This is a genomic window from Brucella pseudogrignonensis (assembly GCF_002252525.1).
GTDB lineage: Bacteria > Pseudomonadota > Alphaproteobacteria > Rhizobiales > Rhizobiaceae > Brucella > Brucella pseudogrignonensis.
In genome coordinates this window covers 1-15,149 of record NZ_NNRM01000040.1, presented here as the reverse complement: position 1 = coordinate 15,149, position 15,149 = coordinate 1, and the positions used below count along the sequence as shown (strand labels likewise).

The following is a 15,149-nucleotide window of genomic DNA, read 5'->3' as shown; positions in this document are numbered from 1 at the left end:
TTGCGCGCGCTAGAAAATCCAGCGGTCTTCGGCGCATGGGTACCCTTGATAGTCAGACTGTGTACGAGGAAGTGGTGAAGCTTCTTCGGAATTTGAAGCCAAAACAGCAATTCATATTCGCAACCCATAATGCAAACTTTCCGGTTCTAGGCGATGCGGAGACTATCACCACCTGCAGTGCCAGCGACGATGAAATCGTCATATCGGTTGGTAACATCGATGACAGGGCCTGCCAGGCGAGTGTTATATCTATCATGGAAGGCGGGCCGGAGGCCTTTGAACGACGCAAAGCGATCTATCAAATCTGGAAAGCCGATACAGCAGATAACAAGGGGGCAACATGAAGAAACTATTGATATCGACGGCCATTACAATGATGGCCTTCTCAAGCTATGCGAATGCGGCTTGCAGAACTATGAGCCAAGTTTCGGACAACATGATGCAATTGGAGTACACGGAAGAATGGGAGGGCGATAACAATCGCGATGTTATCGGTTTCGTTCAAGCGTAGAGGGCAACCGTTCTACGAGATTTTTCTCGGGGTGTACTGCTTTGCCAGATAAATCGAACTCCCAATTAGAACCGCAACTCCTACAAACGTAATAATGTCAGGGACTTGTTTGAAGAAATACCAACTTGCAATCGTGGAGGTTATTATCTCTGTATATGCAATCGGTGCCACAAACGAAGCCTCTCCATACCTGTACGCATTGATAATCAAATATTGTCCAACAAGTCCAATCAAGGTGAGACTAATCGCCATGGTCCATTGCTCATTCGAGAGATTATGCCACAACGAAAACATCAAGGGTGTAGCGACAACACATGCAGTAAAGTGTGTTTGAAAAGTTAAGGCAACAGCAGAAGCATGTGTACCACTACGTGTTACTTGTTTTACCAAGATTACGTAACATGCCATCGACAGGCCGGAGCCTAGCGCTAAGATAGTTCCGAGACTGATGGAATTCATGGACGGCCTGATAACTAGAAGCGTGGCACCAAACCCTACAAACAAGGCAATCCAGCGTTGCAAGCCAACCTGCTCAGTGAGAAACAGCCTGGAAAGAATTGTAACAAATAGTGGTTGTACGAAGCTGATAGCAGCAGTATCGGCAATAGACAGGTATCCTAACGCACCAAAAAAACAGGCGCCGGTGGCAAAATTGAAAAACCCAAGAAGGAATGCATTTGTCCAGCCTTGCGGAGGTGCAATTTCTTTACGATGCGTTGAAAGCATCATTGGAAGGAGGAGGATCGTACCGCATAGCATTCTGAGATATACAATCTGTAATGCCGGAATTCCATCAGTTACAAGCTTTTTTGCCAGTACATCGATAAAGGGCACGACTGACATTGCAGCCAACATCAGAAACACGCCAGTAAGATTGTGTCGTCCGTTAAGGACTTCTATACTCGCCATGGAGATTAATATCGCTGTTAAATGCGCAGACACTACTATGGGTTTAAGGATAAATTTTTCAGTTCGACAACAATTACACAACCTATTGATTTTTCGGCTGATCTCCAACTGGGGATCAGCCGCGTAAAGAAACGTTCGTCAACGTCGGAGTGATCGCTTAAAGTGAGCCTCCAGCTTGGCCTGACCAAACTCGAGACCGATGGAAAGCATCCAGTAAATCATTGAGGCTGTGATCAGCATCTCAATATGCCTGAACTCTGTTTGCCCCTGGGTACGGGCGAGATACATGAGTTCCCAGACACCAATAACCGACACGAGCGAGGAATCCTTGAGCATAGCGATGAACTGGTTTCCGGTCGGCGGAATTATGATGCGCATGGCTTGCGGAAGGATAACTAACCACATGGTCTGGGCCGGGCTAAGCCCTAGTGCTGCAGCTCCTTCACGCTGTCCGGCAGAGATACTCTCAATGCCCGCGCGAAAAACCTCTGTCATGTATGCGCCGTAGCAAAGAGAAAGCGCAAGTATGCCAGCGGGGATAGGGCCGATCACATAACCGATCTGTGGTAGACCTAGATAAATAATATAGATCTGCATTAGAAGAGGAAGACCACGAAACAAAGAGGTATAAAACGTTGCCAATCCGTAAATAAGGCCATTCTTCGACAATTTTGCCACAGCACCAATCAACGCAATGATCGTTGCAAAAAAGATTGCAGCTGCCGAGATATAAAGGGTAGTCACCACACCCTGAGTAATCAGAAAACCTATCTTTCGGAATATAAAGTTAAAAGATAGATTGAAGGAATAAAAGAATATCATGAGCAGAATGAACAATTCCACCCATATTGCGGCCACCTGTACGCTTCTTGGTAGCAACTTTAACGAATACCAGTTCGCAAAAAGAACTATCACGAGAAGTACTGACGAAAGAAACGTTGACGCCGTAAAGGTTGTTTTCGCCAGTTTGGGATCAATAGAAAGCCAAGCTGTTACGCCGGAAAAATGAAAATTGATAGAGCACAGCAATGTCACCAGGACTAAAAAAAACGCAGTCTGGAACAGACGCTTCGCCAGTTCTGGACGTGTTAAGAAAAAACTTCCAATCATACTTCTCTCCTCAGCCGATCTGACGCTCAACCAACCAATCCTGCATTTGCAATTTCCAATAGGTCAGTTGCGCCGCGACCAGACCAGCACCGCCACCAGCCCAGACAAGTCCGAATTTTTCGAACAAGCGGTAGCGATCACTTTGTGCGGATATCGCCTCCGCTACAATTTTACCGCCGACTGCAGTTGTGTTAAGCCCGTGACCACCGAAAGCTGTACAATACCAAGTTGCAGGATCAAGTTTTCCAATTTGTGGCATTTGATGACGCGCATAGGACATCAGTCCAGACCATGCGAGCTCTGTCTTTAGGGAGGCGAGCTGCGGATAGGTTCCTACCATCTCATTTCGTAGTTCATGAACAACGCCCGGAGTATCTGCCGCTCGCGTCGTAATCCGCCCGCCCCACAAAAGTCTGCGCCCATTATCAACGACTCGATAATAGTCTCCCGCACGACGATTGTCTCCAATACCACAACTTGTACCAACTGCAGATGCTATTAGCTCTGGTGCATCTTCGCTGATCATCACATACGTCGCAATCGGTAGAAAAGAACGTTTCAATTTGGGGATTAACCCGTCTGTATAACCACCTGTAGTTATAAGCACGACACCGCTTTTGATCGATCCCTGTGCGGTATTGACGATCTTTCCGTCGCTGTGATCTTTCAGTTGTAGCACGCGGCTGTTCTCAAATATCAAGCCACCAAGCCTCTCGATCTCGCGCGCAAGAGCGCGCAGATAGTTCAACGGATGTATGTGAAAGGCGTTTAAATCACGAACAGACTGAAAATACCTTCGTGATTTCAAAACAGTGCGCGTTTGATCTGTTGGAAGAAATTCAACGGTATAGTTATATTCACGGTTCAAACGCTCGGTGTAATGCTTCAGAATGTCACCATCGTCATAGCGCCGCGCACTCATGATGCCTGGAGAAAGCTCTGCTTCGTCAATTCCGAGACCGAGTATGTTTTGTCTAACGATTTCGACACCCTCGATTGACAGTCTATGAAGTGCTTGGGCGGCATCATGCCCAGCATGTCTGGTAATAATCTCATCTCCAGCGGCAAAGCCCGGCGTGACAAACCCGCCATTTCGTCCTGACGCGCCAAATCCTATGCTTTCAGCTTCCAATATAATCACTTTTTTGCCAGACTTGGATAGTTCTAGGCCAGCCGTTAACCCTGCCAGCCCCCCACCAATTATCGTTACGTCGGCAAAATGCTCACTATCAATGCTGGTCCGTACCAGATCTTCGGCTTTAGTCTGACTGTAATAAGTGTTGGGATAGCTCATTGATACACCGGAATATGTATAACCGTGTGAGCCGACCTATACGGCTCACACGGTTGTTAGAAGATGTCAGTCGGCGCTATAATCTTTGCCGTACCACTTTGAAGTGAGTGCTGCCAAAGTTCCATCGCTCTTCATCTGCCCGATGACTTCACCAAGTTTGGCGCTCCACTCAGGGTCGGTTTTCTCCGCCACTGCGACCAGAGGTTCCCTAAAGGCATACTCGCCTTCTATGATCTTGACTGGATATCCATTCTTGATAGCGTTCTGCGCGGTCTGCTCAGGAGCGATGATGGCGTCAAGCCGGACACCATTCCCCAATCGCAAGTCATCGAAGGGTAACATGGAATCGGCATATGTCCGGATTTCACCAGGTTCCAGTTTGTATTCAATCGGAGGCATACCCGGTGCGTCGATTTCAAGCTGACGGCGGATATAGTCCTCCGAAGTTGTCGCTGTTTCGACACCAATAATCTTGCCATTCAGATCTGCCACCGACTTTGCGTCGCTGTCTTTATGAATTACATATACGTACGGGCTGTAGTAATAAATTCCAGCAAAGCTAACCACTTGGGATCGCGCTTTTGTCGGAGTAACAGAACCAACGCCTACATCGTAGCGTCCTTGCCACCGACCGCCACTAATAGTCGCAAAGTCCGGAGTTTCGAATTTTACTTCTACACCTAGCCTTTTGCCAATTTCATTCGATACATCAATATCAAACCCAACCAGGTTATTGGAATCATCCAAAAAACCTTGGGGCGGCCAGCTCGCGTTTGTGGCTACAACCATCACCTTTTTAGACATCACTCGGTCGAGTGTTTCGCCAGCGTAAGCTGAAACTCCCGCCGCTAGAACCATGCCTGCGGTTAGCAAGGCGGATAACATCAGTTTCATCTTTTCATTCCTCCTCGTAGTACTACTGGCACTGGAATTAGTTGCCAGTTTGATGATTATATTGCATAGAAAACAAGTATTTGCCGCGATCAGAAGAGGGACTGCACTTCGATATGGGCAGGTATCGTATTGAAAAAAATTGTGGTTATGCACAAAGATAACTTCCTACCAGTGTTGTCCAAATTGTGCTGCCGACTCTGATGACGTCATCATTAAAGTCATAGGACGGATGATGCAGAAAACTGGCTGTAGTAGTAGATTCACTTCAAAATCTATGACTTCGGCACCTACTGTTTTTGGTGCGACGGATCCAACACCCTTATCATATCGACCCTACAACTGCCCATCGGTCATCGTGGCCCATCCTGGTGTCTCAAAGCGCACGTTGACACCAAGACGTTTGGCTATTTCAGTAGCAACATCGATATCAAATCCGACAAGTATGTTATTCTCGTCTAGAAACCCTTGTGGTGGCCAAACCACATTTGTAGCCCCGACCATTTCTTTTTTCTCGTTAACCCGATCAAGGGTTGACCCAGCCAATGCTGTACCTGTTAGCAAAAACATTGATAATGATGCCATAATAACGTACTTCATCGGATACCCCTTTTACTGTACATCCCCCAGAAGCTTCAGTGCAGGATCTGGCTCAGAAACAGCTTGGTGCGTTCATGCTGCGGATTGTCGAAGAATTGGTCCGGTGAGTTCTGTTCAACGATCTGGCCCTGATCCATGAAGATTACTCGGTTGGCAACCTGACGGGCAAAGCCCATTTCGTGCGTCACGCAGATCATAGTCATGCCTTCGGCAGCGAGGCTCACCATCGTATCGAGCACTTCTTTCACCATTTCCGGGTCGAGAGCCGATGTCGGTTCGTCGAACAGCATGACTTTCGGGTTCATGCACAATGCACGGGCAATCGCCACGCGCTGCTGCTGGCCGCCCGAAAGCTGGCCCGGATATTTGTTGGCCTGTTCCGGAATCTTCACGCGGGCCAGATAGTGCATGGCGATTTCTTCCGCCCGTTTCTTCGGCATCTTGCGAACCCAGATCGGCGCAAGCGTGCAGTTTTCCAGAATGGTCAGATGCGGGAAGAGATTGAAGTGCTGGAACACCATGCCAACTTCACGACGCACTTCATCGATCTTCTTGAGGTCGTTGGTCAGTTCGATGTTGTCGACGACGATCTTGCCCTTCTGGTGTTCTTCCAGGCGGTTGATGCAGCGAATCATGGTCGATTTGCCCGAGCCAGAAGGCCCCGCCACAACGATGCGCTCGCCGCGCATGACCTTCAGGTTGATGTCCCGCAAAACGTGAAACTCACCATACCACTTATGCATATCGCTAATTTCAAGGGCGACATCGGTTTTGGAAACCTGCATCTTCGAGCGGTCAACGTTCTGGTCAAATTCAGCTTGCAGTACCGTGTTTACTCTGTTCATGAAATATACTCTTACTGGAGCTTATAGATGTGAGAGTTCTCTTCGGTTAACAATCACTCGTCGAAATAGTAAGCGGATCACTTCAGCGTACCTGCAGTGATTGTGGCTGCTTACGTCTGATACCTAGGAAAACTTCCTGCAGACGTCAGCCATTCGGAAACTTCTAGATTTCCAAAAAAGACAGTTTTAACGGTACTTTAAATGATCGCGGTAAAATCAAATCCCAACATATTACTTCCCCTTATTATTTTATTTCTTATGAGTACCTGATGTGAAAGTATTTCTCCAGATCATCTAACGGCCAAGTTCATGTTAAAATCGCATAACACCATGTCTGATCTTGGTGCCAGGGGTCGGGCTCAGGACTTGCTCCCCTGAGATGTTTGCGAGTTTGGGAGTATCAGGGGGGCATAACGGCAAATGCGTTATGCCGAAAGGGATTAACCAGACCGCCATCTCACTCTTGAATCAGCAAAATCGGATCGAGGGAACCCTTCTTGTTTCTCAAACTTAACCCGACGCCCTAATTACTGCGCCGACGCAATACGTTGAAACCAATTTCAGAGCCTCGGTGATATCCTGACGAGAAAATAACGCGTTCCCCTTCCGGAGTAATACATGTTTCTTCGACCAGAAGCCACGGATAAAGCCCAGATAAATTGAACCGTTCGGCATAATCGCCAGGTAAATTGGCTGCGGTTATACGAGCAATTGAACTCTCCACCTTTTTCCCATGAAATTCCAGGATTTTTGTCAGAGAGCCACTCCAGTCACGGTAGGCAGTTGGGCCGGGCAGGGTATCTCTTGGCACTGCATCGATCTCGAAAACGAGTGGCTCATCATCGCCGCAGCGAAGCCTTACAAGACGTAAGATTGCTGCTCCAGGCGCAAGACCCAAGGCTCTAGCCTCCACTTCAGATGCTTCAGCTTCGGAAATATCGAGGACAAGGTTTGTCACACGATAACCAAGATTCTCCAGCATCTCAGTGACGCTTTCATACTCGGTTACTGGTCGTTCAACACGCAGACCGCCAACAGCCGATAGAAAACGTCCTTTGCCTTGAATTGCGGTTACAATACCGTCATTTTCAAGTAATTTGAGCGCCTCACGGATAATGGAACGCGATGCGCCAATCGTTTCCGACAGTTTTTGTTCTGTCGGAAGCTGATCACCTGGCACCAAGCCGTCAAGCATGCGCAGAATTTCGTCCCGCAGTCTTTCGGCTGTATTTTCCTTGGACGGCACAAGTTTCAAGTTCATTGTTTCGGTCCCGATTGAAGACGCAAGTTTCAAATGCGTCTTCTTCGCTGTTTAATCTATACAATTCAACCTATAGCCCGAATAAAGCCTCTCAGATACCCAGAACATGCACCACATACTTGCGATGCAAAGGGCCATCGAATTCGGCAAAATAGATCGTTTGCCGCTCGCCCATGACCATAGCCCCATTTTCGATTGGAAATGCCACCTGCATTCCTGTCAGCAGGCTGCGCTGATGCGAGCAAGAATTCACTGCCATCTGACCATCACTGGGTAGAAACCGCTGATGGCGATAGTCGCCGAATTCCGATGCGGTATTCTCAAGCATTGTAAGGAGATCAGCCTCGACATCGGGTAACCCTTCATTGACGGTTATGCCGCTTGTGGTGTGCATGGTCGTCACGTAAACGATACCGTCCGACACACCAGCCGATGTTACAACGTCTTTCACAATAGGTGTGATATTGATAAGTTCAACATCGCCCTTAGTGTCGATTGTTAAGCGCTTTACAATGGATTTCATTGGGCAGCTTTCCTATTCAAGAGAGTTGCAGCATTTTCGCCAAAGATCATTTTTTCCGTGAGCGGTCTGAGACCGAGCATTCTGACTGCACGAGCGACGCGCTTTGGATCGACGCGCGGATAATCTGAAGCGAAAACAATTTTCTCGCGCAGGCTTGCCTCTATGACATCGAGGCCATACTGGTTGGCATATACCGCGGCTAATGAGGATTCAGGCCGAGCTGAGTACAGGATTGCTGTATCCAGATATATGTTCGGATGCTTGATCGCCAAGGCGAGAGCTTCCATCGTATATGGCCAAGCGCAATGAGCAATTACGATGCGCAGATCAGGGAACGTTGTTGCTACACGTTCAAGGGATACAGGATTTGCATCACCAAGACGTGCAAGCGGTGCCCAGTTGAGACCCATTTGAAAGGTCACGGATATTCCGAGTTGGTTTGCCTTTTCATAAACTGGGAATGCAGTCTTTTCATCTGCTACCTGAAACTGCTGGAGCGCAGGGTCAAGATTAAGCCCTTTCAATCCGAGGTTTTCTATAGCGTGTTCAAGCTGGTGTGGTGCAGAGGGATTCCGAGGATCAACAGAAGCAAGGCCAACAAGACGATCACTTCTGGCAACCAGTTTCGCGAGTACCTCATTTGGGACAACTGCGGCTCCATGTGCCGTGGTGCAGTCAATAGTGGCCAGAACTGCCTTGTCTATGCCAGCAACATCCAGCTGTCCGATCAGCGTAGACAAGGGCTGAGAGCCACAATAGAAGCCAAAAATTTCCTTTACTGGCCCCTTCAGGCTGGGATCTATCTCATATAGTTCGTTTACCTGGACTGGGTAAGTCCTGAAATCAATGACCGTCAAAGGCTCATCTCCTGCATTTTCTGTAAGAGTGGGTTGTGGGATGTAATATCGGTGGGGCGCGGAAACCGATCATCAAGGCGCGCCACATAGTATGCTGCGGCATCGCTCGCGAACTCCATAGCGGTCTTGAATTCGGCCCCAAGTTGCAGTGAACTAACGAGTGCTGCGTCATAGACGTCGCCAGCACCCACGGCATTTGCACTTTTCACAAGTCGTGCAGGGACAATGATAGTCTCGTCGGCCACGCGGGCTATTGAGCCTTTGCCGCCCATTTTTATTACGACTGTACCGGAACATGCTTCAGCAAGAACACCCAGGGCCGAATGCACGTCAGGTAATTGTGTAATCGCACAAGCTTCATCTTCATTTGGAAGAAACAGGTCCACGCTCGATAGTAGCTCTATGGTGTCCTTGCGTGTCTGCTCCTGCCATCCACCGGAATCCCATCCTGAGTCGAACACGGTCATGATGCCTTGTTCGCGAGCCTTGTCGAAACAGGCCTGAATTCCACCAATTGTTATTGACGGGGTATTAAAGATTCCCACGATGGCAAGTGCTCGATGTCTGGCGACCAGGTCCCACTGTGATAGAATACAATCAACGTTAAACACCGATGACGCGCCGATTTCTGATACGAAACAGCGTTCACCGTCCTCGCGAATGATCGCAACAGTGAGACCCGTTGCCTGCCCTTCGACGGCCCGTATGCCAGAGCAGTCGATATTCTCTCGCCTCAAGTCATCCTGGATTAAGACGCCGTCACTATCAGCGCCAACAAGGCCTAATATCGAGACTTTGCTGCCTAGACGCGCCGCGGCGATACCCATGTAGCCCGCTTGGCCAGCAGTGACGCACCGTCTCTCCGTTCCGAACTGTTCCTCACCCCAGGAAGGAAGCTGCTTTATTCCAGAAATCATGAGATCCAGATTAAGGTTTCCTGCCAAGCAGATCGAAGGCGGCAGTTTGTTTGACATCTGTTCTACTTCCAATAATGACGAACGCGGTCTGAACTCGAACGGAATAGCACTGCGAGATTAGAAATTGCCCTTCTTGTAATAGCGACGAGTGGTCAGGTCGTGATCGCGGACCTTTTCCAGATGCACACTTAAGCGCTCGAAGGCTGCAGCGAACACGACTGGGCTGACGAGTGCACGTACGTCTTCTGAAAGACCCGGCAGGGCAAAGTCGCGACTGTCGAAAACCCGAACTTTCTTCGTTACCGTCGTCGCGAACTTTTCGACCCGCTCCGCCAACGGTCTCGTTGAATCTTCACCCTTGAGAATCCAGACGCTTGTATCGGCTTCAAGAAGTTCCAGAGTGCCGTGAAAGAAGTCGGATGCATGAATAGGTCGCGTCCAGATCCATTGCATCTCTTCAAGAATGCACATCGCATAATACCAAGCTTCGTACCATGAATTGCCTGCACCGGTAATTATGTGGTGCTGCTCATCCTTGATTTCGGCAGCAAAATCAGCGGCTCTACTTTCAAATTGTTGCTTTACTCCTACGAGCAACTCAGGAAGCGTCTTGAGCTCTGAAATAACACGCTTGTACTGTGGGTATTCAGTCGTTCGACGTATAATTGATAACGCAATGAAGAGCGTTTGCAGGTAGTAGTTTTCACTGGAAGTCGGATCAGCGCACTTATTGAAAAGGGAAACATCCGCAAGCTCGGCAAGCGGCGTTTCCTCAGTGCCGCAAAGTGTCAGAACACGCGCTCCCTTTTTTTTAGCAAAGTCGAGTGCCGCAACAGCTTCTTTCGTTGTGCCCGAGACCGAGGTGAAGACGATAAGAGTTCCAGACCCGACATTCACATTATCCGTCAGAACAACTTCCGCACCCATATCGGCAATAGTCGGGAAAGGTGACATTGTCTGCAACATGCGAACTGCTGGCATATTCAGGAACGCTACGCCCCCTACGCCCCAAAAAGCGATGTTACGCATCCCATTATCGAACTCTCGACCTATAACCTGATCAATTGTGTCAGCTAGGGCAACGGCACCCTTTTCAACGGAAAGATACTGTTCTGGATCGAAGTTCAGCATTTAGTGCTCCATGTTGTCGATAAACTAAGAATTCATTCAACAACTAATCAGAAGTGCGGAAAGACGCAAGAGCGAATATCGCCATACTGAGAAAAATGTTGACAAGCTTTTAGTTGTCGAACAACAATGAAGCCAGATCAACAACAGGCCAATGACGCATTAGCCGTTCCATGAAGAGCCAACTGATTTAATGCCGACAGATAGGAACATGTGATATGCAGATGCCTCTATTAGAGGCCAGAGGTCTCAAAAAGACCTATGGTAAAGTTCAGGCTTTAAGGGGGGCCGATTTTTCCGTCTTTCCCGGCGAAATCGTAGCCTTGGTAGGTGACAACGGTGCTGGCAAAAGCACCTTGGTCAAAACACTTTCGGGTGTAATCACTCCCGACGAGGGGACAATCAGTATTGATGGCGAGGAGGTCAGCCATCTTCATCCAATCAGCGCACGACAACGGGGGATTGAAACCGTCTACCAAGACCTAGCACTTGCTCCAACGCTCGATCCCGTCGCCAATCTTTATCTAGGTAGAGAGCTTTTCCGAGGGGGGATCTGGGGGAAGCTCGGATTTCTTGATAAACCAGCAATGCATCGTCAGGCTGTAACCAAGTTTCAGGAACTCGGCGTCCGTATTCAAGACATAGATTCACCAATTATATCAATGTCCGGCGGCCAACGCCAAGGTGTCGCAGTAAGCCGTGCAGCTGCTTGGGCCAACAAAATCATTTTTCTGGATGAACCGACTGCTGCGCTCGGCGTGGTTCAAACGAAGAGCGTTCTCGACCTTATTTGCCGAGTACGCGACTCCGGCGTCGGTGTCGTACTCATCAGCCACAGCATGCCTGATGTGATGGCGGTTTCTGACAGAGTGGAGGTAATGCGTCTTGGACGACGTGTTGCTCAGTTGAAAACAAAAGAAATCAAGGCGGAAGACATTGTTGCAGCAATGACCGGGGCCGACTCAGGAACTGGAAATCGAAATGATTAAGACAATTTTGAACAACACAAGTCCCATCAGTGAGCCTAATAAATCTGCGCCAAGAGTATTTTCGCGTTTCGCAACAGGACAGTTGACCTGGATCACTCTTATTCTCATTGCGATGATCGCTTGCTTCACGGTGCTCGCAGGGCAGTCTTTCGCATCAGTGGCCAATTTCCGCAATATTGCGACAGATGCGTGCATATTGATGGTTATGGCGTTGGGGCAATTGTTTGTCATCATTACTGGCGGCATTGATCTCTCAGTTGGCGCTGTACTTGTCTTCTCCGGCGTTCTGGGATGCCTGGTGATGAACAGTGTTGGAGGTACTGCTGGAATTATCTGCGGAATCGCCGTCAGCATTGTGAGTGGTGCGGCATGGGGAGCGGTTAATGGCCTGCTTGTTACACGTGCGAAAGTATCTCCGCTCATCGCGACACTGGGCAGTTTCGGCATGGCAATGGGTCTCGCCCTGGTCATCGCTAACGGTATCGATTTGATGGCTCCGCTTCCGCTCGTGCGATCTCTAGGTGTAGGGCGTCTGTTCGGCGTTCTGCCGTGGTTGGTTGTACTCGCAGGCTTAGCCGCCGTCGTAATGGCAATTATCCTCAATCAGACCCGCTTCGGTCGCCATACGCTTGCAATTGGTGCAAGCGCAGCAGCTGCTGAACGAGCGGGGATCTCCGTCAACCGTCATCTCGTCAAGGTTTACATGATTGCAGGTGCGCTTGCAGGGATGGCTTCGGTCATGTCGCTATCGCGGTTTGGCACGACCACAATTGGCGGACACTTGGAAGACAACCTTAAAGTGATCACAGCTGTCGTTCTTGGCGGTGCCAGCCTGCTGGGTGGCATTGGAACCGTTACTGGTACGGTTATAGGAACTCTAATCCCTGTCGTTCTGCTAAATGGCTTCGTCATTACCGGTATCCAGGCTTTCTGGCAGCAGTTTGCAATTGGTCTGGTGTTGGTGATTGCCGTTTATCTGGACGGGCGTAAGCGCAACTTTGCCGGATGAATTCAATTTAAAAATAGATGAACCATTCTATAACAAAAAGGGAACTGAAATGAAAAATATTGAGAGCAAGGATGTAGCGAAACTGTTAGCTATGTCATTTGTCGCGGCGTCCTTGGCGAGCACTTTTCACGCAAGGGCATCGGAGAATTCACCGAAAATTACGATGGTGGCCGGGGTCAAAGGCGATCCGTTTTATATCACTATGATGTGCGGTGCTAAGAAAGAAGCAGCACGTCACAATGCTACTTTAGACTTTCAAGCGCCGGAAAACTTCAACCCGACCGATCAAATTCCTATCGTTAATGCGGTTGCGGCAGCTCGACCAGATATTTTACTCATTGCGCCAACACATGACGTGGCGATGGTTGTTCCAATCGAGCAGGTTGCAGAGAGTGGAACGAAAGTAGTCCTCGTTGACACCACGCTTCAAGACGCATCGTCTACCGTTGCGCAAATTTCAACCGATGATTATCAAGGCGGTGTTGCTGCAGCCGAAGAGCTTAACAAACTCACCGGTGGAAAGGGCTCTGTACTTCTTCTCAATTTTCAGCCTGGCGTATCGACAACCGAAGCGCGGGGCCGGGGATTCACTGAAAAGGCAAAGGAATTGGGCATGAGGGTGCTGGATGAGCAATTTGGTGGAACAGACATCCAGAAAAGCACATCCATCGTTTCAGCTGTGATGCAACAGGAGAAAGATTTTAAGGGAGTGTTCACTACAACTGATTTCGGAGCCCAAGGAACAGTTGCTGCTCTTAGAGCGGCTGATAGACTAGGCGATATCAAGGTGGTTGGGTTTGACGCGTCTCCTACGATGGTTAGCCAGATGAAGGCAGGTGAAATCCAGGCGATTGTCTCCCAAAAAGCACAAGAAATAGGCGTTATGGCTGTTGAACGTGGAATCAAGGCATTTAAGGGTGAACAGTCGACCCAACCATTAGTAAAAATCGGAACTGTCACGCTAACCGCTGATAATCTGAATCAGCCAGATTCTATGGAGGTTCTTCAAGAAACACAATGTCGAGAATAAACCTGTCTTATATCTCGTACAAAGTGTTTATTGAACTATATTATCTTGCATCAGAAACTCTAACGTTCAAACCAATAGATCGTTGGAGTTTCTAATAAGATCGTTTTAGCAAGAAATGCATCATGATTAATTTGCAATTGCGTTGTGGTATTTGATTGACTGATATCAAAAGAGGCACGTTGGTTGTCACAGAGGGGGGTACCAACCAACCTATTCTGTGGAAACCTTGCCCGTGTTCACATCGAGATAAACGCGCTTCGAACCTCCGTCACAATAGGTGAAGTAGATACCTACACCTCTGCTTTTCTGCGTGGAACGCACCCAGCCGCCTTGATCAATGAAATCCTGCACTTTGCACTGACCTGATGCCATTAGCTCTTCTGCGGCTGCGATGAAGCGATTCTTATGTTCATCATATCGATCAGAATCCTTCAGAGCCTGCTCAATAGCAGAATTCCCTGCTTTAGCTTGCGCTGGCCTTTCCTTGGATAAGGCATCAAGTTTGACCCATTCGGCAAACTTTCCGCCAACAATGCCATTGGATTTGTCACATACCGCTCGCCCTGAATCCACATACTGGGATTTGCCGCCTGAGCACGAGGCATCATAAAAATGGGTTACGCGGCCCCATCCATTTCGCGTTTCCAATACTTTCACCGATTCACGGAAGGACAGCTTTCCGACTGTTCCACACTTAACGCTAGGACGGGTTTTGCGCTCGACAACTTCGACTTTGCCCCAGCACTGGTCCTCCGCTAGGGCTGATTGTTGATTGCCGCTGAGAAGTGATGGTGTGGGGGTGCGGACGAAAACTTGGACTATCAGGGAGGTAGTTCATGTATTCCTACGAAGACCGGATGGAAGCAGTTGCGCTTTACATCAAGCTGGGCAAGCGCCCGAAAGCGACTATTCGCCAGTTGGGCTATCCAAGCAAGAACGCTTTGAAGGGCTGGTACCTGGAATATGAGCACCATCTCGATCTGCGTTTAGGATTTGCGCCCCGAGCGCCGAAGTTCACACAGGCGCAGAAGGAAGTGGCTGTTGAGCACTACCGCACGCATGGTCGTTGTGTTTCTGCAACGATGCGCGCTTTGGGCTATCCCGGTCGTGCAACGTTGACAGCATGGGTTCGTGAGGCGTTTCCCGAAATTAGCAAAGCTGTCACAGGGGTGTTGTCACGTTAACTGGGCTACAGTTGCCTGCCTGACGGTTTGGGCGTAAATTTTGGCGATACAGACATCAGATATCATCTTCAAGCGTCACCGTTTTCCGCCA

The 15,149-nt window shown here is 48.9% G+C and carries 14 protein-coding genes and 3 pseudogenes; 5 read left to right on the top strand and 12 right to left on the bottom strand.

Annotated features, from left to right (window positions below):
• Positions 1–344, top strand: a pseudogene (locus CEV34_RS17845) (hypothetical protein); the annotation flags it as partial.
• A 179-nt stretch (positions 345–523) separates the two neighbouring features.
• Here the strand turns inward: CEV34_RS17845 and CEV34_RS17840 are convergent.
• The 11 genes and pseudogenes from CEV34_RS17840 to CEV34_RS17790 form a co-directional block, all read right to left on the bottom strand.
• Positions 524–1,420, bottom strand: coding sequence for a DMT family transporter (locus CEV34_RS17840; protein WP_143853436.1), 897 nt, complete (start codon positions 1,418–1,420; stop codon positions 524–526).
• A 138-nt stretch (positions 1,421–1,558) separates the two neighbouring features.
• Positions 1,559–2,530, bottom strand: a complete 972-nt coding sequence (locus CEV34_RS17835; RefSeq protein WP_094544201.1) for an amino acid ABC transporter permease — start codon at positions 2,528–2,530, stop codon at positions 1,559–1,561.
• Between the two features lie 10 nt (positions 2,531–2,540).
• A complete protein-coding gene (locus CEV34_RS17830; protein WP_094544200.1) occupies positions 2,541–3,824 on the bottom strand; it encodes an NAD(P)/FAD-dependent oxidoreductase in 1,284 nt (427 codons plus the stop codon).
• A 66-nt stretch (positions 3,825–3,890) separates the two neighbouring features.
• Positions 3,891–4,718: a transporter substrate-binding domain-containing protein gene (locus CEV34_RS17825; RefSeq protein ID WP_094544199.1), complete on the bottom strand. Its 828-nt coding sequence runs from the start codon at positions 4,716–4,718 to the stop codon at positions 3,891–3,893.
• A gap of 239 nt (positions 4,719–4,957) precedes the next feature.
• A pseudogene (locus tag CEV34_RS17820) lies at positions 4,958–5,315 on the bottom strand (transporter substrate-binding domain-containing protein); the annotation flags it as partial.
• A 35-nt stretch (positions 5,316–5,350) separates the two neighbouring features.
• A complete protein-coding gene (locus tag CEV34_RS17815) occupies positions 5,351–6,160 on the bottom strand; it encodes an amino acid ABC transporter ATP-binding protein (RefSeq protein ID WP_179253586.1) in 810 nt (269 codons plus the stop codon).
• 523 nt (positions 6,161–6,683) lie between these two features.
• The gene (locus CEV34_RS17810) at positions 6,684–7,421 is read right to left on the bottom strand and encodes a GntR family transcriptional regulator (RefSeq protein ID WP_094544198.1); all 738 of its coding nucleotides are present in this window, start codon (positions 7,419–7,421) and stop codon (positions 6,684–6,686) included.
• 91 nt (positions 7,422–7,512) lie between these two features.
• A complete protein-coding gene (locus CEV34_RS17805; RefSeq protein WP_094544197.1) occupies positions 7,513–7,944 on the bottom strand; it encodes a secondary thiamine-phosphate synthase enzyme YjbQ in 432 nt (143 codons plus the stop codon).
• Positions 7,941–8,801, bottom strand: a complete 861-nt coding sequence (locus CEV34_RS17800; RefSeq protein WP_179253584.1) for an amidohydrolase family protein — start codon at positions 8,799–8,801, stop codon at positions 7,941–7,943. Before CEV34_RS17800 ends, CEV34_RS17805 begins: the two co-directional genes overlap by 4 nt.
• Positions 8,798–9,775 (bottom strand): carbohydrate kinase family protein, encoded by a 978-nt coding sequence (locus CEV34_RS17795; protein ID WP_094544195.1) that lies wholly within the window; start codon positions 9,773–9,775, stop codon positions 8,798–8,800. The genes CEV34_RS17800 and CEV34_RS17795 overlap by 4 nt, the downstream gene beginning before the upstream one ends.
• 60 nt (positions 9,776–9,835) lie before the next feature.
• Positions 9,836–10,849 carry an SIS domain-containing protein gene (locus tag CEV34_RS17790; protein ID WP_094544194.1) on the bottom strand — a complete coding sequence of 338 codons (1,014 nt, stop codon included), beginning with the start codon at positions 10,847–10,849 and terminating at the stop codon, positions 9,836–9,838.
• Positions 10,850–11,064: 215 nt separating this feature from the next.
• On the opposite strand from CEV34_RS17790, the gene CEV34_RS17785 reads away from it, so the two are divergent.
• Genes CEV34_RS17785 through CEV34_RS17775 form a run of 3 tightly spaced genes read left to right on the top strand, consistent with a single transcriptional unit; the run spans position 11,065 to position 13,874 of the window.
• Positions 11,065–11,835, top strand: a complete 771-nt coding sequence (locus CEV34_RS17785) for an ATP-binding cassette domain-containing protein (protein WP_094544193.1) — start codon at positions 11,065–11,067, stop codon at positions 11,833–11,835.
• The gene (locus CEV34_RS17780; protein WP_094544192.1) at positions 11,828–12,844 is read left to right on the top strand and encodes an ABC transporter permease; all 1,017 of its coding nucleotides are present in this window, start codon (positions 11,828–11,830) and stop codon (positions 12,842–12,844) included. The genes CEV34_RS17785 and CEV34_RS17780 overlap by 8 nt, the downstream gene beginning before the upstream one ends.
• On the top strand, positions 12,801–13,874 hold the full coding sequence (locus CEV34_RS17775) for an ABC transporter substrate-binding protein (RefSeq protein ID WP_143853434.1): 1,074 nt from the start codon (positions 12,801–12,803) through the stop codon (positions 13,872–13,874). The genes CEV34_RS17780 and CEV34_RS17775 overlap by 44 nt, the downstream gene beginning before the upstream one ends.
• Before the next feature lie 210 nt (positions 13,875–14,084).
• On the opposite strand, the gene CEV34_RS17770 is transcribed toward CEV34_RS17775, so the two are convergent.
• A complete protein-coding gene (locus tag CEV34_RS17770; protein ID WP_143853432.1) occupies positions 14,085–14,531 on the bottom strand; it encodes a hypothetical protein in 447 nt (148 codons plus the stop codon).
• A gap of 179 nt (positions 14,532–14,710) precedes the next feature.
• Between CEV34_RS17770 and CEV34_RS17765 the strand changes: the two are divergent.
• Positions 14,711–15,043, top strand: a pseudogene (locus tag CEV34_RS17765) (IS3 family transposase); the annotation flags it as partial.
• Positions 15,044–15,149: the final 106 nt, after the last annotated feature.